Genomic DNA, 18,765 nt, shown 5'->3' with positions numbered 1-18,765 from the left:
TCAGCGCAGGAACGGGCCGCGCAGGTCGAGCAGCTGGTCCTCGGGCGGGACGGCCCGGACCGTCGCGATCCAGAGCACCGCGACGAGCAGGACGACCATCGTGGCCGCGGTGGCGAACGCCCCGGCGAAGAACCAGCCCTCCGGGTCGAGCCAGCAGAAGCCGGAGAACGCCGACCCGGCCGCGCCGAGCGCCAGCATGGTCCGAGCGGTACGACCGATCACGAGCGCAGCGACGGCGAGCGCGGCGCTGAGTCCCTTGACCACCGCGAGTCGTCCCTCGTGCCACGCCTCGCCCGGCACGTCCGACAGCAGGTAGAGCTCCGGGACCGACGCGAACAGGGCCAGGACGGCCAGGACGAGCGCGACCGTGCGGCGGGTGGACGTCGTCATGGACGCACGATGGCACGAACCGCGCCCCGAGGGACGCGGTTCGGGCCAGGTGGGTGCCGAGCGTGAGCGGTGAGTCAGCAACCGAAAGGCAGGCTCATTCGGTTGCCTGCTCACCGCCGCCGACGGGGTGAGGTTGCCAGCTCACCGCCGCCGACGGGGGTGAGGTTGCCTGCTCACCGCCCGCCAGAATGGGCGGGCTCAGCGGCCGGTGCGGCGCCAGACGGTGACGTGGCTGCCGCCGAACGGCACCGGCAGGTTGCGCACCTGCTGGGACGCCGCGACCTGGGCCTCGAGCTCGGCCACCCGCTCGACCAGCGACTGCACCTGCTTGCGCAGCTCGATGACCCGCTTGACGCCCTCGAGCCCGACGCCCTCGGACGTCAGCCGGGCGACCTCGCGGAGCAGCTCGATGTCGAGCAGCGAGTAGCGCCGCCCGCCGCCGCCCGTGCGCGCCGGCTCGACCAGGCCGAGCCGGTCGTACGTGCGCAGCGTCTGCGGGTGCAGCCCCGACAGCTCGGCGGCCACGCTGATCACGAAGACCTTCGCCTCCGGTCCGGGAGGCACGAATGCGTCCATCACGACACCTTCTCGAACTCGTCGTCGCGCGGGCTACGTCCTCCCCGCGCCGCGCGCAGCGCCTCGACGGCCGCGCGCTCCTCGTCGCCGATCTCGGTCGGCACCTGCACCTGCACGGTGACCAGCAGGTCGCCGGTCGCCTTGCTGGTGGCGACGCCCTTGCCGCGGACGCGGAACGTGCGTCCGGACGGGGTGCCGGCCGGCACCTTGAGCGTCACCCGCGAGCCGTCGAGCGTCGGCGCGCTGATCTGCGCCCCGAGGACGGCCTCGTCGTACGCGACCGGGACGGTCACCGTCAGGTGGTCGCCCTTGCGCCCGAACACCGGGTGCGGCGTCACGTGGACGACCAGGAACAGGTCGCCGTCCGGGCCGCCGTTGTCGCCCTTGCCGCCCTTGCCCTTGAGCCGGATGCGCTGGCCGTCCTTGACGCCGGCCGGCACGCGCACCGTGATGGTGCGAGCCGACGGCGCCCGGCCGGAGCCGCGGCAGGTGTCGCAGGCGTGCTCCACCACCAGCCCGCGACCCTGGCACTGGGTGCAGGTCTCGGTCATGGCGAAGACGCCGCCGGACGCGCCGGTCTGCACGCCGCTGCCCTCGCAGCGCGGGCACACCTTCGGGACGGTGCCCGGACGCGCGCCCGTGCCGTGGCACGTGCCGCACGGCTCGTCGCTGGCGGTGCGCAGCGGCAGCGTCGCGCCCTCGACGGCCTGCTCGAACGTCAGGGTCGCCTCGGTCTCGACGTCGTCGCCGCGGCGGGCGCGGGGTGCCCGGGTGCGGGCACCCCGCGCGCCACGCCCGCCGCCGAAGAAGCCACCCAGGATGTCGCCGAGGTCGAAGTCGACCCCTGCGCCACCCGGGAACCCGGCTCCCCCGCCGCCGAACTGGCTGAACAGCGTCCGCTGCTCGTCGTACTCCTTGCGCTTCTCGGGGTTCGAGAGGACCGAGTAGGCCTCCGAGACGTCCTTGAAGCGCTCCTCGGCGGCCTTGTCGCCGGGGTGCGAGTCGGGGTGGTTCTCGCGCGCGAGCTGGCGGTAGGCCTTCTTCACGTCGGCCTGCGTCGCGTCCTTGGACACCCCGAGGATCTTGTAGAAGTCCTTGGATCCGTGGTCAGACGAGCTCATCGCGCGTCACCTCCTCAGCTCTCGTCGGCGGCGTCCGCGGACGCCGCGCTCTCCTCGTTCGTGCTGGCACCCTCGGCGGGCTCGACCACGCCCACGGTCGCCGGGCGCAGCACGCGCTCGCCGACCTTGTAGCCGGTGCGCATCACCGAGTGCACCGTGGTGGCGCTGACCTCGGCCGACTCACCGGCGTGGAACACGGCCTCGTGCAGGTTGGGGTCGAACACGTCGCCCTCCTGCCCGAACGACTCCAGGCCGTGGGCCTTGAGCGCCTGCTGCAGCGAGTCGGCGACGGCCTTGAAGCCGCCGGTCAGCTCGCCGTGCTCGCCGGCGCGGCCCACGTCGTCCAGCACCGTGAGCAGCGAGCCGAGCACCTTCTCGGCACCCTGGGCCCGCACGAGCTCGCGGTCGCGGTCGACGCGGCGCTTGTAGTTCACGTACTCGGCCTGCAGGCGCTGCAGGTCGGCCGTGCGCTCGTCGAGCTGGCGGCGCAGGTCGGCGGTCTCGTCGACCTGCTCACCAGCCGGGTTCTCGTCCGTCCCCTGGGGGGCGGAGTCCGCGGCGGCGTCCACCGCGGGCTCCTCCCCCATCGGGACCTGGTCGGCCGGGTCCGTCACTTGGTGTCCTTCTCGTCCTCGTCGACGATCTCGGCCTCGACGACGTCGTCGTCACCGTCGGTGGACTCGCCACCGGTCGCGCCCTCGGCCTCGGCCTGCTGCGCGGCGGCCTCGTACATCGCCTGGCCCATCTTCGAGCTGGACTCGGCCAGCTTCGTCGACGCGGCCTGGACGGCGTCGGCGTCGTCGCCCTTCAGCGCCTCGCGCAGGGCGTCGAGGTCGGACTGCACCTCGGCCTTGACGTCGTCGGCCACCTTGTCGCCGTTCTCGTGGAGGAACTTCTCCGTCGAGTGCGCCAGCGACTCGGCCTGGTTGCGGGCCTCGACCTGCTCGCGACGCTTGCGGTCCTCCTCGGCGTACTGCTCGGCGTCCTTGACCATGCGGTCGATGTCGTCCTTCGACAGCGCCGAGCCGCCGGTGATCGTCATCGACTGCTCCTTGCCGGTGCCGCGGTCCTTGGCCGAGACGTTCACGATGCCGTTGGCGTCGATGTCGAACGTGACCTCGATCTGCGGGACGCCGCGGGGCGCCGGCGGCAGGCCGGTGAGCTCGAACGTGGCCAGCAGCTGGTTGGCCGAGGCCATCTCGCGCTCGCCCTGGTACACCTGGATCGCGACCGACGGCTGGTTGTCGTCGGCGGTCGTGAAGACCTCCGAGCGCTTCGTCGGGATCGTCGTGTTGCGCTCGATCAGCTTGGTCATGATGCCGCCCTTGGTCTCGATGCCGAGGGACAGCGGGGTGACGTCGAGCAGCAGGACGTCCTTGACCTCGCCCTTGAGCACGCCGGCCTGGAGGCTGGCGCCCACGGCGACGACCTCGTCGGGGTTGACGCCCTTGTTGGGCTCGCGTCCGCCGGTGAGCTGCTTGACCAGCTCGGAGACGGCGGGCATGCGGGTCGAGCCGCCGACCATGACCACGTGGTCGATGTCGGCCACCTTGATGCCGGCGTCCTTGATGACGTTGTGGAACGGCGCCTTGGTGCGCTCGAGCAGGTCCGCGGTGATCTTCTCGAACTCGGCGCGAGTCAGCGTCTCGTCCAGGAACAGCGGGTTCTTGTCGGCGTCGACCGTGATGTACGGCAGGTTGATCGACGTCGAGGACGAGCTGGAGAGCTCGATCTTGGCGCGCTCGGCGGCCTCGCGGATGCGCGGCATCGCCATCTTGTCCTTGGTCAGGTCGATGCCCGTCTTGGACTTGAAGGAGCTGACGATCCAGTCGGTGACCGCGTTGTCCCAGTCGTCGCCACCGAGGTGGTTGTCGCCACTGGTGGCCTTGACCTCGATGACGCCGTCACCGATCTCCAGCAGCGAGACGTCGAACGTGCCGCCGCCCAGGTCGAAGACCAGGATGGTCTGCTCGGTCTCGCCCTTGTCCAGGCCGTACGCGAGCGCGGCGGCGGTGGGCTCGTTGATGATGCGGCTGACGTTCAGGCCCGCGATCTCGCCGGCCTCCTTCGTCGCCTGACGCTGGTGGTCGTTGAAGTACGCCGGCACGGTGATGACCGCGTCGGTGACCGGCTCGCCCAGGTACGCCTCGGCGTCGCGCTTGAGCTTCTGCAGCACGAAGGCCGAGATCTGCTGCGGGGTGAACGTCTTGCCGTCCACCTCGGTCTTCCAGTCGCTGCCCATGTGGCGCTTGACCGAGCGGAAGGTCCGGTCGTTGTTGGTGACGCCCTGGCGCTTGGCGACCTCGCCGGCCAGGACCTCGCCGTCCTTCGCGAAGGCGACGACCGACGGCGTCGTGCGAGCGCCCTCGGCGTTGGCGATGACGGTGGGCTCGCCGCCCTCGAGCACGGCGACGACCGAGTTGGTCGTACCCAGGTCGATTCCGACGGCACGTGCCATGGTGTTTCCTCCTGCGGATCGGGTGGTGCTAGGTCTGTGTGTCGTTGCCGAGATGCTCGTCAACTGACTTGAGTCTGACTTTATCAACTTGCTCCACACCGAGTTCATTCCCGGGTCGCGCACCTCGTCGGGCGGGGCCGTCCGCCGACCAATACGGTGCTCGCATGACTCCCCTGACCCGCACCCGTTCCGCCCTCGTCTCGGTCGCCGCACTGGCCGTCCTCACCGCCTGCAGCGGGGACGACGGGGACGACAAGGGAGCGGGCTCCGGCTCGGAGAGCTCCTCCTCGTCCTCGGCCAGCCCGTCCGCGCCGGCTGTCGACCCCGCGACCGGCGAGAAGGCCGAGACGGACGCGTTCTCGTTCAACGCGCCCGAGGGCTGGCGCGACGTGACCGACCAGATCCCCGGCTACGACCCGGAGGTCGCGTACGCGGCCACGCAGGCGCAGGACGGCTTCACCACGAACGTCAACGTGCTGCCCGAGCCGGCGTTCGAGAGCCGCTCGATGGACGAGGTCGTGCCGGCCACCGCGAAGCAGCTGGAGAACATGGGCTTCAAGCAGGTCCAGGAGCTCGAGCCGTTCACGGTCGAGGGCGAGGAGGCCGGCGTCATCTCGGCCGAGGCCTCGCAGAACGCGGTCACCTACCGCACCCGCCAGTACTTCCTGGCGAACGACGACAAGGGCTGGGTCGTGACGTTCTCGTTCCCGGCCTCCGCCACGCCGGACGCGCAGGCCGAGCTGGCCGAGAGCGTCATGAGCACCTGGTCCTGGAGCTGACCGGCCGCCCGATCCGATGAGCTACTTCGAGCGCCTCGGTGAGCGGACGTTCCGCGCGACCGAGCACACCGGCGGCGCCTGGCGCGTCGACGAGCAGCACGTGGCCCCCACCCTGGGACTGCTCACGCACCTGGTCGAGCGGCACCGCGACGCCCGCCGCGACGACGGGCTGGTCGTGTCGCGACTGTCCTTCGACATCCTCGGCACGATGCCGATCGCCGAGATGGACGCCCGGGTCGAGGTCGTCCGGCCCGGCCGGACGATCGAGCTCGTCGAGGCCACGGTGTCGCAGGGCGGACGCGACGCCGTGCGGCTGCGCGCCTGGCTGCTGCAGCCGGGCGACACGGCCGCCGTCGAGGGCACGGCACTGGAGCCGATCGACCCGCCCGAGGCGCTCGAGCCGTGGGACGCGTCGGCGGTCTGGCCAGGCGGGTTCATCGCGTCGGCCCAGGTGCGCCGCCGTCAGCACGAGCCGGGCCGCGCGCAGGTCTGGGTGCGCACCGACGTGCCGCTGCTGGCCGGCGAGCCGGTCAGCGACACCGCCCGGCTCGCCGGCCTGCTCGACATCGCCAACGGCATGACGGTGCGCCGCGCTCCGCGGGAGGTCGCGTTCCCCAACGTCGACCTCACCGCCCACCTGCTGCGCGCGCCCCGAGGCGCCTGGCTGGGGCTGGACACGCGCGTCTCGTTCGGTCCCGTCGGCCTGGGCGTGACGACGAGCGTGCTGCACGACGAGGCTGGCCCGCTCGGCACCTCCACCCAGTCGCTGACCGTGCGGCCCTGAGCCGCCGGCTCAGCGGGGCCGGCGCCAGGCGGGGTCGCGGCCGATGAAGCCGAGCAGCCGGTGCTGCACGGGCGCGTCCTCGGGCACCGCGACGGCGGGGCCGTACTGGCCCGAGGACCGCATCACGTCCTCGATCGGCTGCATGCCGCGCAGCAGCGCGGCGCAGTACTCCGGGTCCAGCAGGTCGGCCTGGCCGCTGGCCCGAGCCAGGTCCCAGGTGTGCATGAAGACGTCGGCGACGTAGAAGTCCTCGACGACCTTCCCGAGCGGCCGGGTGCCGGCGTGCGGATGGGTGAAGTCCTGCTCCGCCCGCAGCGACTCGAGCAGCACCTGGACGTGGTCCGCGTGCGCCTGCCACGCGGCCACCGGGTCGTCCGCGACCGGCGGCACGGGGCCGAGCTCGACCCCGCCGGCCGACAGGAACCCCGGCAGCCAGGTCACCAGGTGGTCGACGACGTCGCACGCCACCCAGCCGTCGACCGGGGCCGGGGCGTCCCAGTCACGGACGCCCCGGACCCGGTCGCCGAACGACTCGGCGACCACGCGGTGCCACTCGCTCGGGGTGGTCACGCCACCTGCCCGTCGGCCAGCAGGGCGTCGAGCTTGGCGTAGCCGTCGTTGACACCGACCTCCATGCCGCTGCGCAGCCACGCGTCGCGTCCCTCGATGCTTTCGACCAGCGACTGCGCGTGCAGCCGGGTGCGTCCGTCGCCGAGGTCCTCGAAGCGCAGCGTCTCCAGCGAGACGTCGTCGGGCATGCCCTCCCAGGTGAAGGTCTGGACGATCCGGTCCTCGCGCACGTCGTGGAAGCAGCCGCGGAAGCCGTACTCCTGGCCGTCGTGGACGTTCACGAAGCGCCAGCTGCCGCCCGGGCGGGCGTCCCAGTGGTCGATGCGGGTCTCGATGCCGTTCGGCCCGACCCAGCGCGCGTACAGCTCGGGGTCGGTGTGCGCGCGCAGCAGCTGCGCGGGCGTGGCGTCGAAGTCACGGGTGATGCGGATGAGCGGCAGCGTCGGGTCGGCCTCGATCGTCGCCTCGGTGCGGGTGGTGGTCATGATGCGTCCTTCTGCTTCTGGGGTGGGTTCTCCTGCTGATCGGTGGCGTCCATCTCGGCGAGCACCGCGTCGAGGCGCGCGTAGCGCTCCTCGGCCCGGCGGCGGTAGCGCTCGATCCATGCGGTCATGAGGTCGAGCACGTCCGCCTCGAGGTGGACCGGACGGGTCTGCGCCTTCCGGCCGCGCGACACCAGGCCGGCGTCCTCCAGCACCTTGAGGTGCTTGGAGACCGCCTGGACGCTGACGTCGTACGGCTCCGCCAGCCGGCCGACCGTGGCGTCGCCGTCGGCGAGCCGGGCGACCATGTCGCGGCGGGTGGGGTCCGCGAGAGCCGCGAACACCTGGGAGAGCTGGTCCGTCATGTCATTCCTCAACTGATTGGTTGACAACGAACCTACGCGCGTCCGCGCCGGTCGTCAACCAGTTGGTTGAGAAAGGTGCGGCGTGACGATACTGACCTCGTGACCGACGGCTTCGACGCACTGCTGGCCGGACGCGGTGGGCTGACCTACGAGCAGCTCGACGCCGCGGCCGAGCGCCTGCAGGCCCTCGTGACCGACACCGCCGTCGCCCAGATCGGTCGCCGACTGGCGCACGAGTTCGACATCGAGGTCGGCACCGACCGCGCGCCGCGGCTCTCGCCCCCGCCGGGCTACCGGCGTCCGGCCGCGGGCGCGATCACCACGCACGTGCTGGCCCGCTCCCGCTCGTCCCGTCCGGCGCACGCCGAGGTGTGGGTGACCGTGTGGCCGGCGCTCGGCGGCGCCGACGTCAGCGACCTGCTGCTCCTGCGCGAGGGCACCGACCGCTCGCTGCCGATCGACGTGCGCGACGTCCACCCGCAGCCGGTCGACTCGCTGCGCGACCGGCTCAACGGCTTCGTGGCCGAGCAGGTCGCCTCGGTCGTCGCCGCGCTCAACGTCGCCATGCAGCGCGCCTGGTTGCAGGGCGGCCACGACTCCTAGGCCTCGTCCGCGCCGCTCCCCCGAGATGTGGACGCAAAGGCACCACGCTCACGGGGAACGTGGTGCCTTTGCGTCCGAATCGCGGCAGCGCGGGGCTCGGGTCAGGGTCAGGCGTCCTCGGCGGTCAGCGGCTTGGCGATGTTCTCCAGCGACTGGCCCTCGGCGCGGACGCCCAGGAAGATCGCCACGATCCCGGCCGCGACCATGAGCGCGGCGCCGATGAAGTAGCCCGGCGCGATGCCGGTGATGTCGCCGCTCTCGCTCGCCGCGTCGATCAGGCGGCCGAACAGCAGCGGGCCGGCGATGCCGCCGAGCGCCGTGCCGACCGCGTAGAAGAACGCGATGCACAGCGCCCGCGTCTCCATGGGGAAGACCTCGCTGGCGGTCAGGTACGCCGAGCTGGCACCCGCCGAGGCGATGAAGAAGATGACCATGCCGAAGATCGTGAGCGTGACCGCGGTGAGGTCACCCAGCAGCAGCCCGGCGACTCCCAGCAGCAGGCCGGACGCGATGTAGGTGCCCGAGATCATCGGGATCCGGCCGACCTTGTCGAACAGCGGGCCGAGCGCCAGGGCGCCGACGAAGTTGCTCAGCGCGAACGCGGCCACGTAGTAGCCGGTCTGCTTCACGTCCAGGAAGGTCGAGAGCGTGTCGGCGTAGGTGAAGAAGAACGCGTTGTAGAGGAACGCCTGCCCGGCGAACAGCGAGAGGCACAGCACCGTGCGCTTGGGGTAAAGCGTGAAGACCGTGCGGGCGATCTCGGCGACGCTGATGGTGCGGCGCTGACGGATGGTGATCGTCTCGTCGACCGGGTCGAGCGTCAGGTGATCCTCGTGCTCGATGGTGTGCTCGATGTCGCGGACGATGCGCTCGGCCTCGTCCTCACGGCCGTGGATGAACAGCCAGCGCGGGCTCTCCGGCACGTTGCGCCGCACCCACAGCACCGCCAGGCCGAGGAACGCGCCCAGCGCGAAGGCGAGCCGCCAGCCGAGGCCGGCGTCGATGATGTTGGGGTCGGTCAGCGGGATGGTCAGCAGCGCGCCGCCGGCGGCACCGAGCCAGTACGAGCCGTTGATCGCGATGTCGATGCGGCCGCGGTAGCGCGCCGGGATGAGCTCGTCGATGGCCGAGTTGATCGCGGCGTACTCGCCGCCGATGCCGGCGCCGGTGAGGAAGCGGCAGGCCAGGTACCAGGCGAAGTTCATCGAGAACGCGGTCAGGACGGTGCCGACCAGGTAGACCACCAGCGTGACGATGAACAGCTTCTTGCGGCCGAACCGGTCGGTCAGCTGGCCGAAGAACAAGGCGCCCAGGCAGGAGCCCGTCACGTAGACCGCACCGGCCAGGCCGATGTCGGAGCTCGAGAGACCCAGGCCGTCGTCGGACTTCAGGACGTTCGACAGGTTGCCGACGATGGTGACCTCGAGCCCGTCGAGGATCCACACCGTCCCCAGGCCGATGATGATCAGCCAGTGCCAGCGGGCCCAGGGCAGCCGGTCCATGCGGGCCGGCACGTCGGTGGTGATGCGCCCGAGCTCGGCGCCCTTCTTCTTGTCGTCGGCCTGCGAGGTCATGCGTCGGTTCTATGCCCCCAGCACGACGCCCGCACCTCGGCGGGCGAGGTGCGGGCGTCGTGGCGGACGGAGAGGGTCAGCCGGCGTCGGGGTCGGCGTGCTTGCCGCCGGCCCCGATCGGGGTGCTCTCGACCTCGCCGGCGTGCTTCGGCTCGTCGCCGTGGTCGCCGGTGCGGACACCGGTGTGCTTCTCCAGCGACTCCCCCTCGACGTCCAGGTTCGGCATGGCCTTGTCCAGCCAGCGCGGCAGCCACCACATGCGGTCGCCGAGCAGCGCCATGAACGCCGGGACGATGGTCATGCGCACCAGGAACGCGTCGGCCAGGATGCCGATCGCCAGCGCGAAGCCGATCGTCTTGATGATCACGTCGTCGCCGAGCGCGAACGACCCGAAGACGCCGATCATGATCGCCGCGGCGGCCGTCACGACGCGGGCGCCGTGCTGGAAGCCGTGGACGACCGAGCCGAGCGCGTCCCGGCCGTGGGTGTACTCCTCGCGCATCCGCGAGACGAGGAAGACCTCGTAGTCCATCGCCAGGCCGAACAGGATGCCGGTCAGCAGCAGCGGCAGCATGAACAGGATGGGCCCGGCCTTGTCGACGCCCACCAGCTCGGCGAACCAGCCCCACTGGAAGACCGCGACGGTGGCACCGAGCGAGATGCCGACGGTCAGCAGGAAGCCGACGACCGCCTTGAGCGGCACCAGGATCGAGCGGAACACCAGCGCCAGCAGGACGAACGCCAGACCGACGACGACCAGCAGGTACTTCGGGAACGCGTCGGCCAGCTCCTCGGCGACGTCGACGCCGATGGCCGTCTGGCCCGAGACGTAGACGGTCGCGCCGGTGTCGGACTCGACGCCCTCGACCGCGTCACGCAGCTCGTGCACGAGGTCCTGGGTCTCGGCGTCCGACGGGCCGCTCTCGGGGATGATCGTGACGGTCGCGTACTGCGCGTCCTCGAGCTGCTTCGCGAACGCGTCGGCGGCCTGCTGGTCCTGCGGGTCGGCGACCGGCGGGACGACCGCCGAGACGTCCTTCTCGACGCCCGAGACGGCCTCGACGGTCGCGTCGACCGCGGCCTGCGGGTCGTCCGCGTCCTTCGTGTCGACGATGACCAGGAGCGGGCCGTTGACGCCGGCGCCGAAGTTCTCGGCGATGAGGTCGTACGCCTCGCGCGGGCCGCTGCCCTCGGCGGCGGTGCCGTCGTCGGGCAGGGCGAGCTGCATGGACGCGACCGGCACCGAGGCGATCGCGGCCAGCGCGACGCCCACCACGAAGACCGGCACCTTGTGCTTGGTGACCAGGTCCGCCCAGCGGCGTCCGTTGGTGCGGCCGGCGGCCGGGTCCTCGGGGTCGCGCGCCTTGAGGAACGGGATCTTCCCGCCCAGGACGCGGCGCTTGGCGAAGCCGAAGATGGCCGGCAGCAGGGTCAGCGCGATGAGCACGGCGACGGCGACCGTGGCCGCGGCGGCCAGGCCCATCTCGGTCAGGAAGGAGATGTTGACGACCGACAGGCCGGCCAGCGCGATGACGACGGTGAGGCCGGCGAAGATGACCGCCGAGCCGGCGGTGCCGACGGAGCGGGCCGCGGCCTCCTCCGGGTCGCGGCCGACGTGGATCTCGTGGCGGTAGCGCGACACGATGAACAGCGCGTAGTCGATGCCGACGGCCAGGCCGAGCATCGTGGCCAGGATCGGCGTGGTCGAGCCCAGGTCGATGAAGCCGGTCAGCGTGGTGATGCCGGCGATGCCGATGCCCACGCCGATGAGCGCGGTCAGCAGCGGCATGCCCGCGACGAGCAGCGACCCGAAGGTGATGACCAGGACGACGAGCGCGATGACGATGCCCATGGCCTCGGTGGCGCCGGTGTGCGGGATCTCCTGCAGCGCGTCACCGCCGATGTGGACGGTCAGGCCGGCGTTCTCGGCCGCCCGCGGCGCCTCCTCCAGCGCGTCGCGGTCGGCCGCCTTGAGCTCGATGGACGGCTTGTCGTAAGTGACGGTGGCGTAGGCGACCGTTCCGTCCTCGGACACCGTGCCGGTGGTGAACGGGTCGGACGTCGCCACGACGCTGTCGGACTTGACCGCGGCCAGGGTGTCGGTGACGAGCTGCTTGTTCCGGCCCTCGGTGAGGGTCTGGCCCTCCGGCGCCTGGAACGCGATGCGGGCGGTGGCGCCGTCGGGCGCGGCCTCCGGCGTGCGCTGCTCGATCAGCTCGAAGGCCGCGGTCGACTCCAGGCCGGGCAGCGAGAACTCGTCCGACGTCTTGCCCGACAGGGTCGCGGCGCCCGCCCCGGCGAGCACCAGCAGCGCGAGCCAGGCCGCCACCACGGTCTTGCGGTGGCGGAACGACCACCGACCGAGTCGATACAGGTACCAGGCCATGGAGGGTCTCCTTGTGGATGTGCGGGGGTTCAGTGGACGCCGAGGGCCGGCAGCAGCACCGACTCGACGTAGTCGGTCACGTAGTCGTCGGTCAGCTCGCCGGGCAGCACGGCGTCGTGCAGGACGAACGGGGCGACGAGCATGAGGGGCAGGTGACGCAGGCCGGGCACGTCGGGCGCGACCTCGCCGCGCTCGACCGCCCGCTGCACCAGCACGCCGACCCGGTCGGTCGCGGGCTTCACGACCCGGTCGCGGATGGCCTCGCCCAGCTCGGCGTCCGTGCGCGTCGCGGTGAGCAGCGCGCCGATGAGCTCGCTCTCGTCGGTGACCTTGCGCTCGCGCGGGGCGAACATCTCCAGCAGGTCCCCGCGCAGCGTGCCGGTGTCGGGCAGCGCCTCCTCGAGCGGGGCGAAGCAGCTGAGCGCGTCGACCACGAGGGTCGTCTTGCTGCCCCACTGGCGGTACAGCGTGGCCTTGCTCGACCGGGTGGCCTCGGCCACCTGGTCCATCGTCACCTTGTCGAAGCCGTGCTCGGCCACGAGCGCGAGCGCGCCGGAGAAGATCTCCTCGCGACGCTCCTGCGACAGGGCCATGACGCTCCTCCGATACGAAACAGTTTCGTTTCGAGGTTAGGCGGGGGTCAGCGGCCGCACAACGTGAGCGTGGTCACCCATGGGTGGCGCACCGGCCGGCCGCGGCGGCGCAGTCGTCGCAGCGGACGAACTGGGCCACGCACGAGCCTAGGTCGCAGTCGCGGACGTCGCGCGACGGAGCGGCGCAGCGGTCGCACCGCCCCACGACGGCCGTGTGGTCGCTGAAGTCGGTCTGGTCACGACCGTCGAACACGTACAGCGAGCCCTCCCACAGGCCGTCGTCCCCGAACGCCTCGCCGTAGCGGACGATGCCGCCGTCGAGCTGGTAGACCTGCTCGAACCCGCGGTGGCGCATGAGCGGCGTCAGCACCTCGCAGCGGATCCCGCCGGTGCAGTAGGTGACGACCGGCTTGTCCTTGAGGTGGTCGTAGACGCCGCTGTCGAGCAGCTCGACGAGCTCGCGGGTGGTCGAGACCGGCGGGCGCACGGCGTCCTTGAACCGGCCGAGCTCGGACTCGACCGCGTTGCGACCGTCGAGGAAGACGACGTCCTCGCGCTCCACCAGCGCGTGCAGCTCGGCCGGGCTGAGCGGCGTCCCTCCGCCCACGACGCCGTGCTCGTCGACCTCGAGCTCGTCCGGGACGCCGAACGTCACCACCTCGTCGCGGACCCGGACGCGCAGCCGCGGGAAGTCCGACGTCGTGCCGTCCGGCAGCAGCGGGCTGCCGCCGCTCCACTTCACGTCCAGGTCGCGGAACGGCAGGTAGGCGCGGGTGCCGTGGACGTAGCGCTTGAGCACGTCCACGTCGCCGCCGAGCGTGCCGTTGATGCCGTGCGGGGAGATGATGATGCGGCCCTTGAGCCCCAGCGAGTCGCACAGCGTCTGCTGCCAGAGCCGGATCGCCTCGGGGTCGGCCAGCGGCCGGAACGCGTAGTACAGGATCACCTTCGGCGTGGCCACGCGGTGAGTCTAGGAGCCGGTCGCCACGGGCCACTCACGGCGCTCGTCGCCGTCCCACCTGCGTACGCCGGACGCCTTGCCGGCCAGGTCGCGCGGCCGCTCGGCCAGCGCGGCGAGGGCCACGTCGACCTGGGCGCCGCTGAGGTGGCGGGCCAGGGTGACGTGCGGGGTCCAGCGGTCGGGCAGCCCGTTGTCGCGCACGTGCTCGCCCGACGCGACGAGACCCGCCACCTCGTGCTGCAGGGCGAGCAGGCCCGCGCTCGGCACCACGGTGCGGCAGAGCACGAACGTGCGCCGGCCGAACAGCAGCCAGCCGCCGAGCCGGACCTCCAGGCCGTCGGGCGGCGCGAGGTCGAGCAGTGCCTGCTCGGCGTCGTCGGTGAGCGCGTCGGCCACGGCGAGGGTGGCGTGCGGACGGTTGGACGGCCCGCGGTGCCGGGCCTGGCTGGGCAGCCCCGCGTCGGCGAGCAGCGTCCACTCGCGGCGCACCTCGTCCTCGAGGGCCGCGTCGAGCAGCAGCTCCACGGACTGGACCACGAGGTCACCGTACGCTCGCGGCATGACCGAGCTGCACGACCTGAGCGCGATCCAGATGGCCGACGCCCTGCGCGCCCGCGAGGTGTCGTCGGTCGAGCTCGTGAGCCACCAGCTCGAGCGCGTCGCCGTGCACGGGCCCCGGCTGGGCGCGTTCGTCACCGTCACCCCGGAGCGCGCTCTGGAGCGGGCGGCCGCGGCGGACGTCCTGCTCGCCGCCGGCGACGCACCCCCGTTCTGCGGCGTCCCGACGGCGTTCAAGGACCTCACGTCGACCAAGGGCGTCCGCACGACGCTCGGCTCGCGGCTCATGGCCGACCAGGTGCCGGACGTGGACGCGTACGTCGTCGAGCTCGTCGAGAGCGCTGGGTTCGTGAGCCTGGGCAAGACGAACACCCCCGAGGTCGGGCTCTCGTCCTACACCGACAACGACGTCGTCGGGCCGGCCGCGACCCCGTGGGACGTCACCCGCAACGCCGGCGGCTCCAGCGGCGGGGCGGCGGCCGCGGTGGCGGCGCGCCTGCTGCCGCTCGCGCCGGGCAGCGACGGTGGCGGCTCGATCCGCATCCCGTCCTCGTGCTGCGGCGTCTTCGGGTTCAAGCCCAGCCGCGGCCGGGTGAGCGCCGGGCCCGTCGGCAGCGACTGGAACGGCCTGGCGGTCGACGGCCCGATCGCGCGCACCGTCGCCGACGCCGCCGCGCTGCTGGACCTGCTCGCCCGGCCCATGCCCGGTGACCCGCGCCCGCTCCCCGCCCCGGCGCAGCCGTACGCGTCCGCCGTCGGCCGTGACCCCGGCCGGCTCCGCATCGCGCGCTGGAGCGCGCCCTACCTGGACGGTGTCGACGCGTCAACGGAGTCGGTCGCGGCCTGGGAGCACGCCTCGCGGCTGCTCGAGTCCCTCGGCCACGAGGTCGTCGACCTGCCGAACCCGTGGCCGCAGGACCTCGAGCCGCAGTTCAACGTCGTGTGGTCGACCGGCGTGGCCGCCGTCCCGATCCCGGTCGAGGCCGACCCGCTGCTGCGCGGCACGACGCGCTACTGGCGCGAGCGGGGCGCACGGTCGTCCGGCACCGACCTGGTGCGGGCGATGCAGCACCTGGAGGCGACCACCCGGAGCGTGGTGACCGACCTGCAGGCGTTCGACGCGTTCCTGACGCCGACCCTCGCGCTGCCCCCGCAGCCGCACGCGTGGTTCACCGAGTCCGGGGACGGCGCCGAGGACCACCGGCGCGAGCTGCTCTTCACGCCGTACACGGCGCTCATGAACATGAGCGGGCAGCCGGCCGCGAGCCTGCCGCTGGGATGGACCGACGACACGGACGACCGGCCCTCGCTGCCGGTGGGCGTCATGCTCGCCGCGCACCCCGGCCAGGACGCGCTGCTGCTCGCGCTCAGCGCCCAGGTCGAGGCCGCCGCCCCGTGGCACGACCGCGTGCCGCCGGGCTGCTGAGCCCCGATCTCGGACGTACGTCCCAAATCGACGCCGATCGACGCCCGAGGGGTGACGGATCGCCGTCCGCCGGGCCTACGGTCGAGACCTCCCCTCCTGCTGGGGGCGAGCCCGCGGGTCAGCCGATCCCTCCAGAGCACCGGCCGACCACCCACCCGATGGCGGGCTCGCCCTTAGTCGGGGAGGTGCGGCGCCTCGCTCGGCGCGTGCCGGCCCAGCTGCACGGCCCGCTCCACCGCCGCCCGCCCGAACTTGCCGCGCACGGCGTCCAGGACGTCGTCGAGCGCCGCGCCGGCCGCGGCGCGCGGGTTCTCGTCGTCACCCAGCGGGAGCTCGAGCTGCGCGCCGTGGTCGTCGAGGTTGCCGACCGAGACGCCGACGAGGGTCACGCCCTCGCGCTCCAGCAGCGGACGCAGGTCGGCCAGCAGGTCGCGCGCCGTGCTCAGCACCGTCTCGGTGCGGTCGGTCGGCGTCGGCAGCGTGCGCGCCCGGCTGAGCCGGCGGAAGTCGTCGAGCCGCACGCGGACGGTGACCGTCGCGCCGGTGCGCCCGGCGGCGCGCATGCGCCCGGTGACCCGGTCGACCAGGGCCAGCATCGTGCCGTCGACGACGTCCCAGCCGTGCGGACCGCGACCGAGCGCGTGCTGGGCGCCCATCGACCCGCGCCGCTGCCCGGTGACCACCGGACGCGGGTCGCGCAGGTTGGCCAGGGCGTGCAGGTGGCGGCCGGCGGCCTTGCCGATCATGGCGACGAGGTCGGGCTCGTCGATCGCGGCGACCTGCCCGACCGTGCGCAGCCCGCCGGCGTTCAGCGCCTCCGCGGTGACCGGCCCGACGCCCCACAGCTTCTGCACCGGTAGCGCGTGCAGGAAGCGTCGCTCGTCGTCGGGCTCGACCACGAGCAGGCCGTCGGGCTTGCCCGCGCCGCTGGCGACCTTGGCCAGGAACTTGGTGCGGGCGACGCCCACGGTGATCGGCAGGCCAACCCGCTCGCGCACCTGGCGGCGCAGCTCGGCGGCCACGTGCACGGCCGGGCCGCGCAGCCGGCGCAGCCCCGAGACGTCCAGGAACGCCTCGTCGATGCTGATGCCCTCGACGACCGGCGTGGTGTCGTGGAAGACGTCGAACACGCGGCGGCTGGCCTCGACGTACGCCTCGAAGCGCGGCGGCACGACGATCGCGTCGGGGCACCGGTGCAGCGCGTGCCGCACGTTCATCGGCGTGGAGACGCCGTGGGCCTTGGCCTCGTAGCTGGCGGCGAGCACGACCCCGCCGCCCACGAGGACCGGACGTCCGCGCAGGGCCGGGTCGTCACGCTGCTCCACGGACGCGTAGAACGAGTCGAGGTCGGCGTGGAGGATCGAGGGCTCCACCCCTCGATCGTCCCACCCGCCGGTGACAGCGGACGACTCGTCGGTCGAGGCGGTGACCTGCCGACCGAACGAGCCCTCCCACTCGGCGCGGCGGTGAGCTGGCAACCGAATCAGGGCGTCATGCCGTTGCCCGCTCACCGCTCGCGGGAAGGAACGGTTGCTGACTCACCGCTCCCTGGGGCGGGACGCAGCTCACGTCAGTCGCGGGCGGTGAGGACCAGCGGGCCGTCCTCGGTGATCGCGATCGTGTGCTCGCTGTGGGCGCCGCGCGAGCCGTCGTCGCTGCGGATCGTCCAGCCGTCGGGGTCCATGACGATCTCGTCGGTGCCCGCCATGAGCCACGGCTCGATCGCGATGACCAGGCCCGGGCGCAGCTTCATGCCCCGTCCGGCGCGTCCGTCGTTGGGGACGTGCGGGTCGCCGTGCATGGTGCGCCCGACGCCGTGGCCGCCGAACTGGGTGTTGACCTTGTAGCCGTCGGCGCGGCACACGTCGCCGATGGCGGCGGAGATGTCGCCCAGCTTGTTGCCCGGCTGAGCCACCTCGATGGCCGCGGCGAGCGCGCGCTGCGTGGTGTCGATGATGGCGAGGTCCTCGTCGCGCGGCGTGCCCACGACGAAGCTGAGCGCGGAGTCGGCGACCCAGCCGTCGACGGACGCGGCGAAGTCGACGCTGACCAGGTCGCCGTCGCGGAGCTTGTAGGCGTGCGGCAGGCCGTGCAGGACGGCGTCGTTGACCGACGTGCACAGCACCTTGCCGAACGGCATCGCGCCGAACGACGGGTGGTAGTCGATGTAGCAGGACTCGGCGCCGGCCTCGCGGATCATGCGGTGGGCCTCGGCGTCCAGCTCGAGCAGGTCGACCCCGACGTCGGCGACCTCGGCGAGACGGGTGAGGACGCTGGCGACGAAGCGGCCGGCCGGACGCATCTGGTCGACCTGGGCGGGGGTGAGGAGCTCGATCACGACGCCGAGCCTACTTCGCCCGTGGGAGGCCGGTCAGGACGCACCGCCGCCGGCGAGCACCAGGTGCAGCGCCCCCAGCGACAGGAGCAGGCTGGCGGCGCACAGGGTCGCCGCCGCCGGACCCAGAGCGGCGTGGCGCAGGTCGCCGCACTCGCGCAGCGACACCGAGACCCGTTCGTAGCGATGTCCGGCCAGCAGCCAGCAGGTCGCCGCGACCGCCCCGGCGACGAGGGAGGTGGCGACGGCGACGTGGTCGCCCTCCGCCTGCGCGACTCGCGCCAGCACGGCCGCGGCCGCCGCCGTCGAGAGCGCCGTGCGACGCCAGGCCAGCGCCGTCCGCTCGGGCTGCAGGCCCGGGTCGAACAGGGTCATGCCAGGACGATCCCGACCGTCAGCGCGACGCCCGCCGCCGTCACACCGACGGCGAGCACGGGGGTCCACGCGGACGCTGGCAGCGGTTCCTGACGGCGCAGCGCCCGCTCGGTCCGAGCCCAGCCACGCCACGCCTGCAGCGGCACGGACGCGCCGAGCACCACCAGGACGAGGCTCACCACGACCTGCAGCCGGGCGTCGAGGTCGAGCGCGACGGCGTCGAGAGCCACCCCGGCCGCCGTGAGGGCCAGGGCGGTGCGCACCCAGGCGAGGTACGTCCGCTCGTTGGCGAGCGTGAAGCGCGGGTCGGGCTCGCTGCCCTGGCCGTAGACGCGACGCGGCCGACGCTCGCGCCGCGCCGTCGTCGACCGCCTGGCCTGGCCGGGCCCCTGGTGTTCCACACCACCATGATAGACACTGTGTCCAGAA

General features: G+C 72.6%; 21 protein-coding genes. 4 read left to right on the top strand and 17 right to left on the bottom strand.

Annotated features, from left to right (window positions below; genetic code table 11):
- The 5 genes from HGAM_RS04800 to dnaK form a co-directional block, all read right to left on the bottom strand.
- Positions 1-390 carry a hypothetical protein gene (locus tag HGAM_RS04800; RefSeq protein ID WP_019144341.1) on the bottom strand — a complete coding sequence of 130 codons (390 nt, stop codon included), beginning with the start codon at positions 388-390 and terminating at the stop codon, positions 1-3.
- Positions 391-588: 198 nt separating this feature from the next.
- The gene (locus tag HGAM_RS04795) at positions 589-966 is read right to left on the bottom strand and encodes a heat shock protein transcriptional repressor HspR (RefSeq protein ID WP_019144340.1); all 378 of its coding nucleotides are present in this window, start codon (positions 964-966) and stop codon (positions 589-591) included.
- Positions 966-2,087, bottom strand: a complete 1,122-nt coding sequence (gene dnaJ / locus HGAM_RS04790) for a molecular chaperone DnaJ (protein ID WP_019144339.1) — start codon at positions 2,085-2,087, stop codon at positions 966-968. The genes HGAM_RS04795 and dnaJ overlap by 1 nt, the downstream gene beginning before the upstream one ends.
- A 14-nt stretch (positions 2,088-2,101) precedes the next feature.
- Complete coding sequence (grpE, locus tag HGAM_RS17760; RefSeq protein WP_019144338.1) at positions 2,102-2,701, bottom strand: nucleotide exchange factor GrpE; 600 nt, start codon at positions 2,699-2,701, stop codon at positions 2,102-2,104.
- On the bottom strand, positions 2,698-4,545 hold the full coding sequence (gene dnaK / locus HGAM_RS04780; RefSeq protein ID WP_019144337.1) for a molecular chaperone DnaK: 1,848 nt from the start codon (positions 4,543-4,545) through the stop codon (positions 2,698-2,700). The genes grpE and dnaK overlap by 4 nt, the downstream gene beginning before the upstream one ends.
- Positions 4,546-4,709: 164 nt before the next feature.
- On the opposite strand from dnaK, the gene HGAM_RS04775 reads away from it, so the two are divergent.
- Together HGAM_RS04775 and HGAM_RS04770 are read left to right on the top strand one after the other, a co-directional pair.
- Positions 4,710-5,324, top strand: a complete 615-nt coding sequence (locus HGAM_RS04775; protein ID WP_019144336.1) for a hypothetical protein — start codon at positions 4,710-4,712, stop codon at positions 5,322-5,324.
- 16 nt (positions 5,325-5,340) lie between these two features.
- Positions 5,341-6,108, top strand: coding sequence for a thioesterase family protein (locus HGAM_RS04770; protein WP_019144335.1), 768 nt, complete (start codon positions 5,341-5,343; stop codon positions 6,106-6,108).
- Positions 6,109-6,117: 9 nt separating this feature from the next.
- Here HGAM_RS04770 and HGAM_RS04765 read toward each other — a convergent pair whose 3' ends face one another.
- From HGAM_RS04765 to HGAM_RS04755, 3 genes are read right to left on the bottom strand one after another with little or no spacing between them, the layout of a single operon-like run.
- Positions 6,118-6,678 carry a DinB family protein gene (locus tag HGAM_RS04765; RefSeq protein WP_019144334.1) on the bottom strand — a complete coding sequence of 187 codons (561 nt, stop codon included), beginning with the start codon at positions 6,676-6,678 and terminating at the stop codon, positions 6,118-6,120.
- A complete protein-coding gene (locus HGAM_RS04760) occupies positions 6,675-7,163 on the bottom strand; it encodes an SRPBCC family protein (protein WP_019144333.1) in 489 nt (162 codons plus the stop codon). Before HGAM_RS04760 ends, HGAM_RS04765 begins: the two co-directional genes overlap by 4 nt.
- Positions 7,160-7,525 (bottom strand): ArsR/SmtB family transcription factor, encoded by a 366-nt coding sequence (locus tag HGAM_RS04755; protein WP_019144332.1) that lies wholly within the window; start codon positions 7,523-7,525, stop codon positions 7,160-7,162. Before HGAM_RS04755 ends, HGAM_RS04760 begins: the two co-directional genes overlap by 4 nt.
- A 99-nt stretch (positions 7,526-7,624) precedes the next feature.
- Between HGAM_RS04755 and HGAM_RS04750 the strand changes: the two genes are divergently transcribed.
- A complete protein-coding gene (locus HGAM_RS04750) occupies positions 7,625-8,128 on the top strand; it encodes a hypothetical protein (protein WP_019144331.1) in 504 nt (167 codons plus the stop codon).
- 107 nt (positions 8,129-8,235) lie between these two features.
- Here HGAM_RS04750 and HGAM_RS04745 read toward each other — a convergent pair whose 3' ends face one another.
- From HGAM_RS04745 to HGAM_RS04725, 5 genes are all read right to left on the bottom strand, one after another.
- A complete protein-coding gene (locus HGAM_RS04745) occupies positions 8,236-9,702 on the bottom strand; it encodes an MFS transporter (RefSeq protein WP_019144330.1) in 1,467 nt (488 codons plus the stop codon).
- Between the two features lie 76 nt (positions 9,703-9,778).
- Entirely contained in the window at positions 9,779-12,088 is a 2,310-nt protein-coding gene (locus HGAM_RS17755) for an MMPL family transporter (protein ID WP_019144329.1), read from the bottom strand.
- 29 nt (positions 12,089-12,117) lie between these two features.
- Positions 12,118-12,681 (bottom strand): TetR/AcrR family transcriptional regulator, encoded by a 564-nt coding sequence (locus tag HGAM_RS04735; protein WP_019144328.1) that lies wholly within the window; start codon positions 12,679-12,681, stop codon positions 12,118-12,120.
- A 73-nt stretch (positions 12,682-12,754) separates the two neighbouring features.
- Positions 12,755-13,642 carry an oxygen-dependent tRNA uridine(34) hydroxylase TrhO gene (gene trhO / locus HGAM_RS04730; protein WP_019144327.1) on the bottom strand — a complete coding sequence of 296 codons (888 nt, stop codon included), beginning with the start codon at positions 13,640-13,642 and terminating at the stop codon, positions 12,755-12,757.
- A 9-nt stretch (positions 13,643-13,651) separates the two neighbouring features.
- Positions 13,652-14,179: a 2'-5' RNA ligase family protein gene (locus HGAM_RS04725; protein ID WP_019144326.1), complete on the bottom strand. Its 528-nt coding sequence runs from the start codon at positions 14,177-14,179 to the stop codon at positions 13,652-13,654.
- A gap of 22 nt (positions 14,180-14,201) precedes the next feature.
- Here HGAM_RS04725 and HGAM_RS04720 point away from each other — a divergent pair, with 22 nt between their 5' ends.
- Complete coding sequence (locus tag HGAM_RS04720; RefSeq protein WP_019144325.1) at positions 14,202-15,626, top strand: amidase; 1,425 nt, start codon at positions 14,202-14,204, stop codon at positions 15,624-15,626.
- Between the two features lie 173 nt (positions 15,627-15,799).
- On the opposite strand, the gene dinB is transcribed toward HGAM_RS04720, so the two are convergent.
- From dinB to HGAM_RS17745, 4 genes are all read right to left on the bottom strand, one after another.
- Complete coding sequence (gene dinB, locus HGAM_RS04715; RefSeq protein ID WP_019144324.1) at positions 15,800-16,999, bottom strand: DNA polymerase IV; 1,200 nt, start codon at positions 16,997-16,999, stop codon at positions 15,800-15,802.
- A 197-nt stretch (positions 17,000-17,196) separates the two neighbouring features.
- The gene (map, locus tag HGAM_RS04710) at positions 17,197-17,964 is read right to left on the bottom strand and encodes a type I methionyl aminopeptidase (protein WP_019144323.1); all 768 of its coding nucleotides are present in this window, start codon (positions 17,962-17,964) and stop codon (positions 17,197-17,199) included.
- Positions 17,965-17,997: 33 nt separating this feature from the next.
- The gene (locus tag HGAM_RS17750; protein WP_019144322.1) at positions 17,998-18,336 is read right to left on the bottom strand and encodes a DUF202 domain-containing protein; all 339 of its coding nucleotides are present in this window, start codon (positions 18,334-18,336) and stop codon (positions 17,998-18,000) included.
- Positions 18,333-18,737: a YidH family protein gene (locus HGAM_RS17745; RefSeq protein WP_019144321.1), complete on the bottom strand. Its 405-nt coding sequence runs from the start codon at positions 18,735-18,737 to the stop codon at positions 18,333-18,335. The genes HGAM_RS17750 and HGAM_RS17745 overlap by 4 nt, the downstream gene beginning before the upstream one ends.
- Positions 18,738-18,765 lie beyond the last annotated feature (28 nt).

Source organism: Aeromicrobium massiliense JC14, from assembly GCF_000312105.1.
GTDB lineage: Bacteria > Actinomycetota > Actinomycetes > Propionibacteriales > Nocardioidaceae > Aeromicrobium > Aeromicrobium massiliense.
This window is presented reverse-complemented; position numbering and strand designations above follow the sequence as displayed.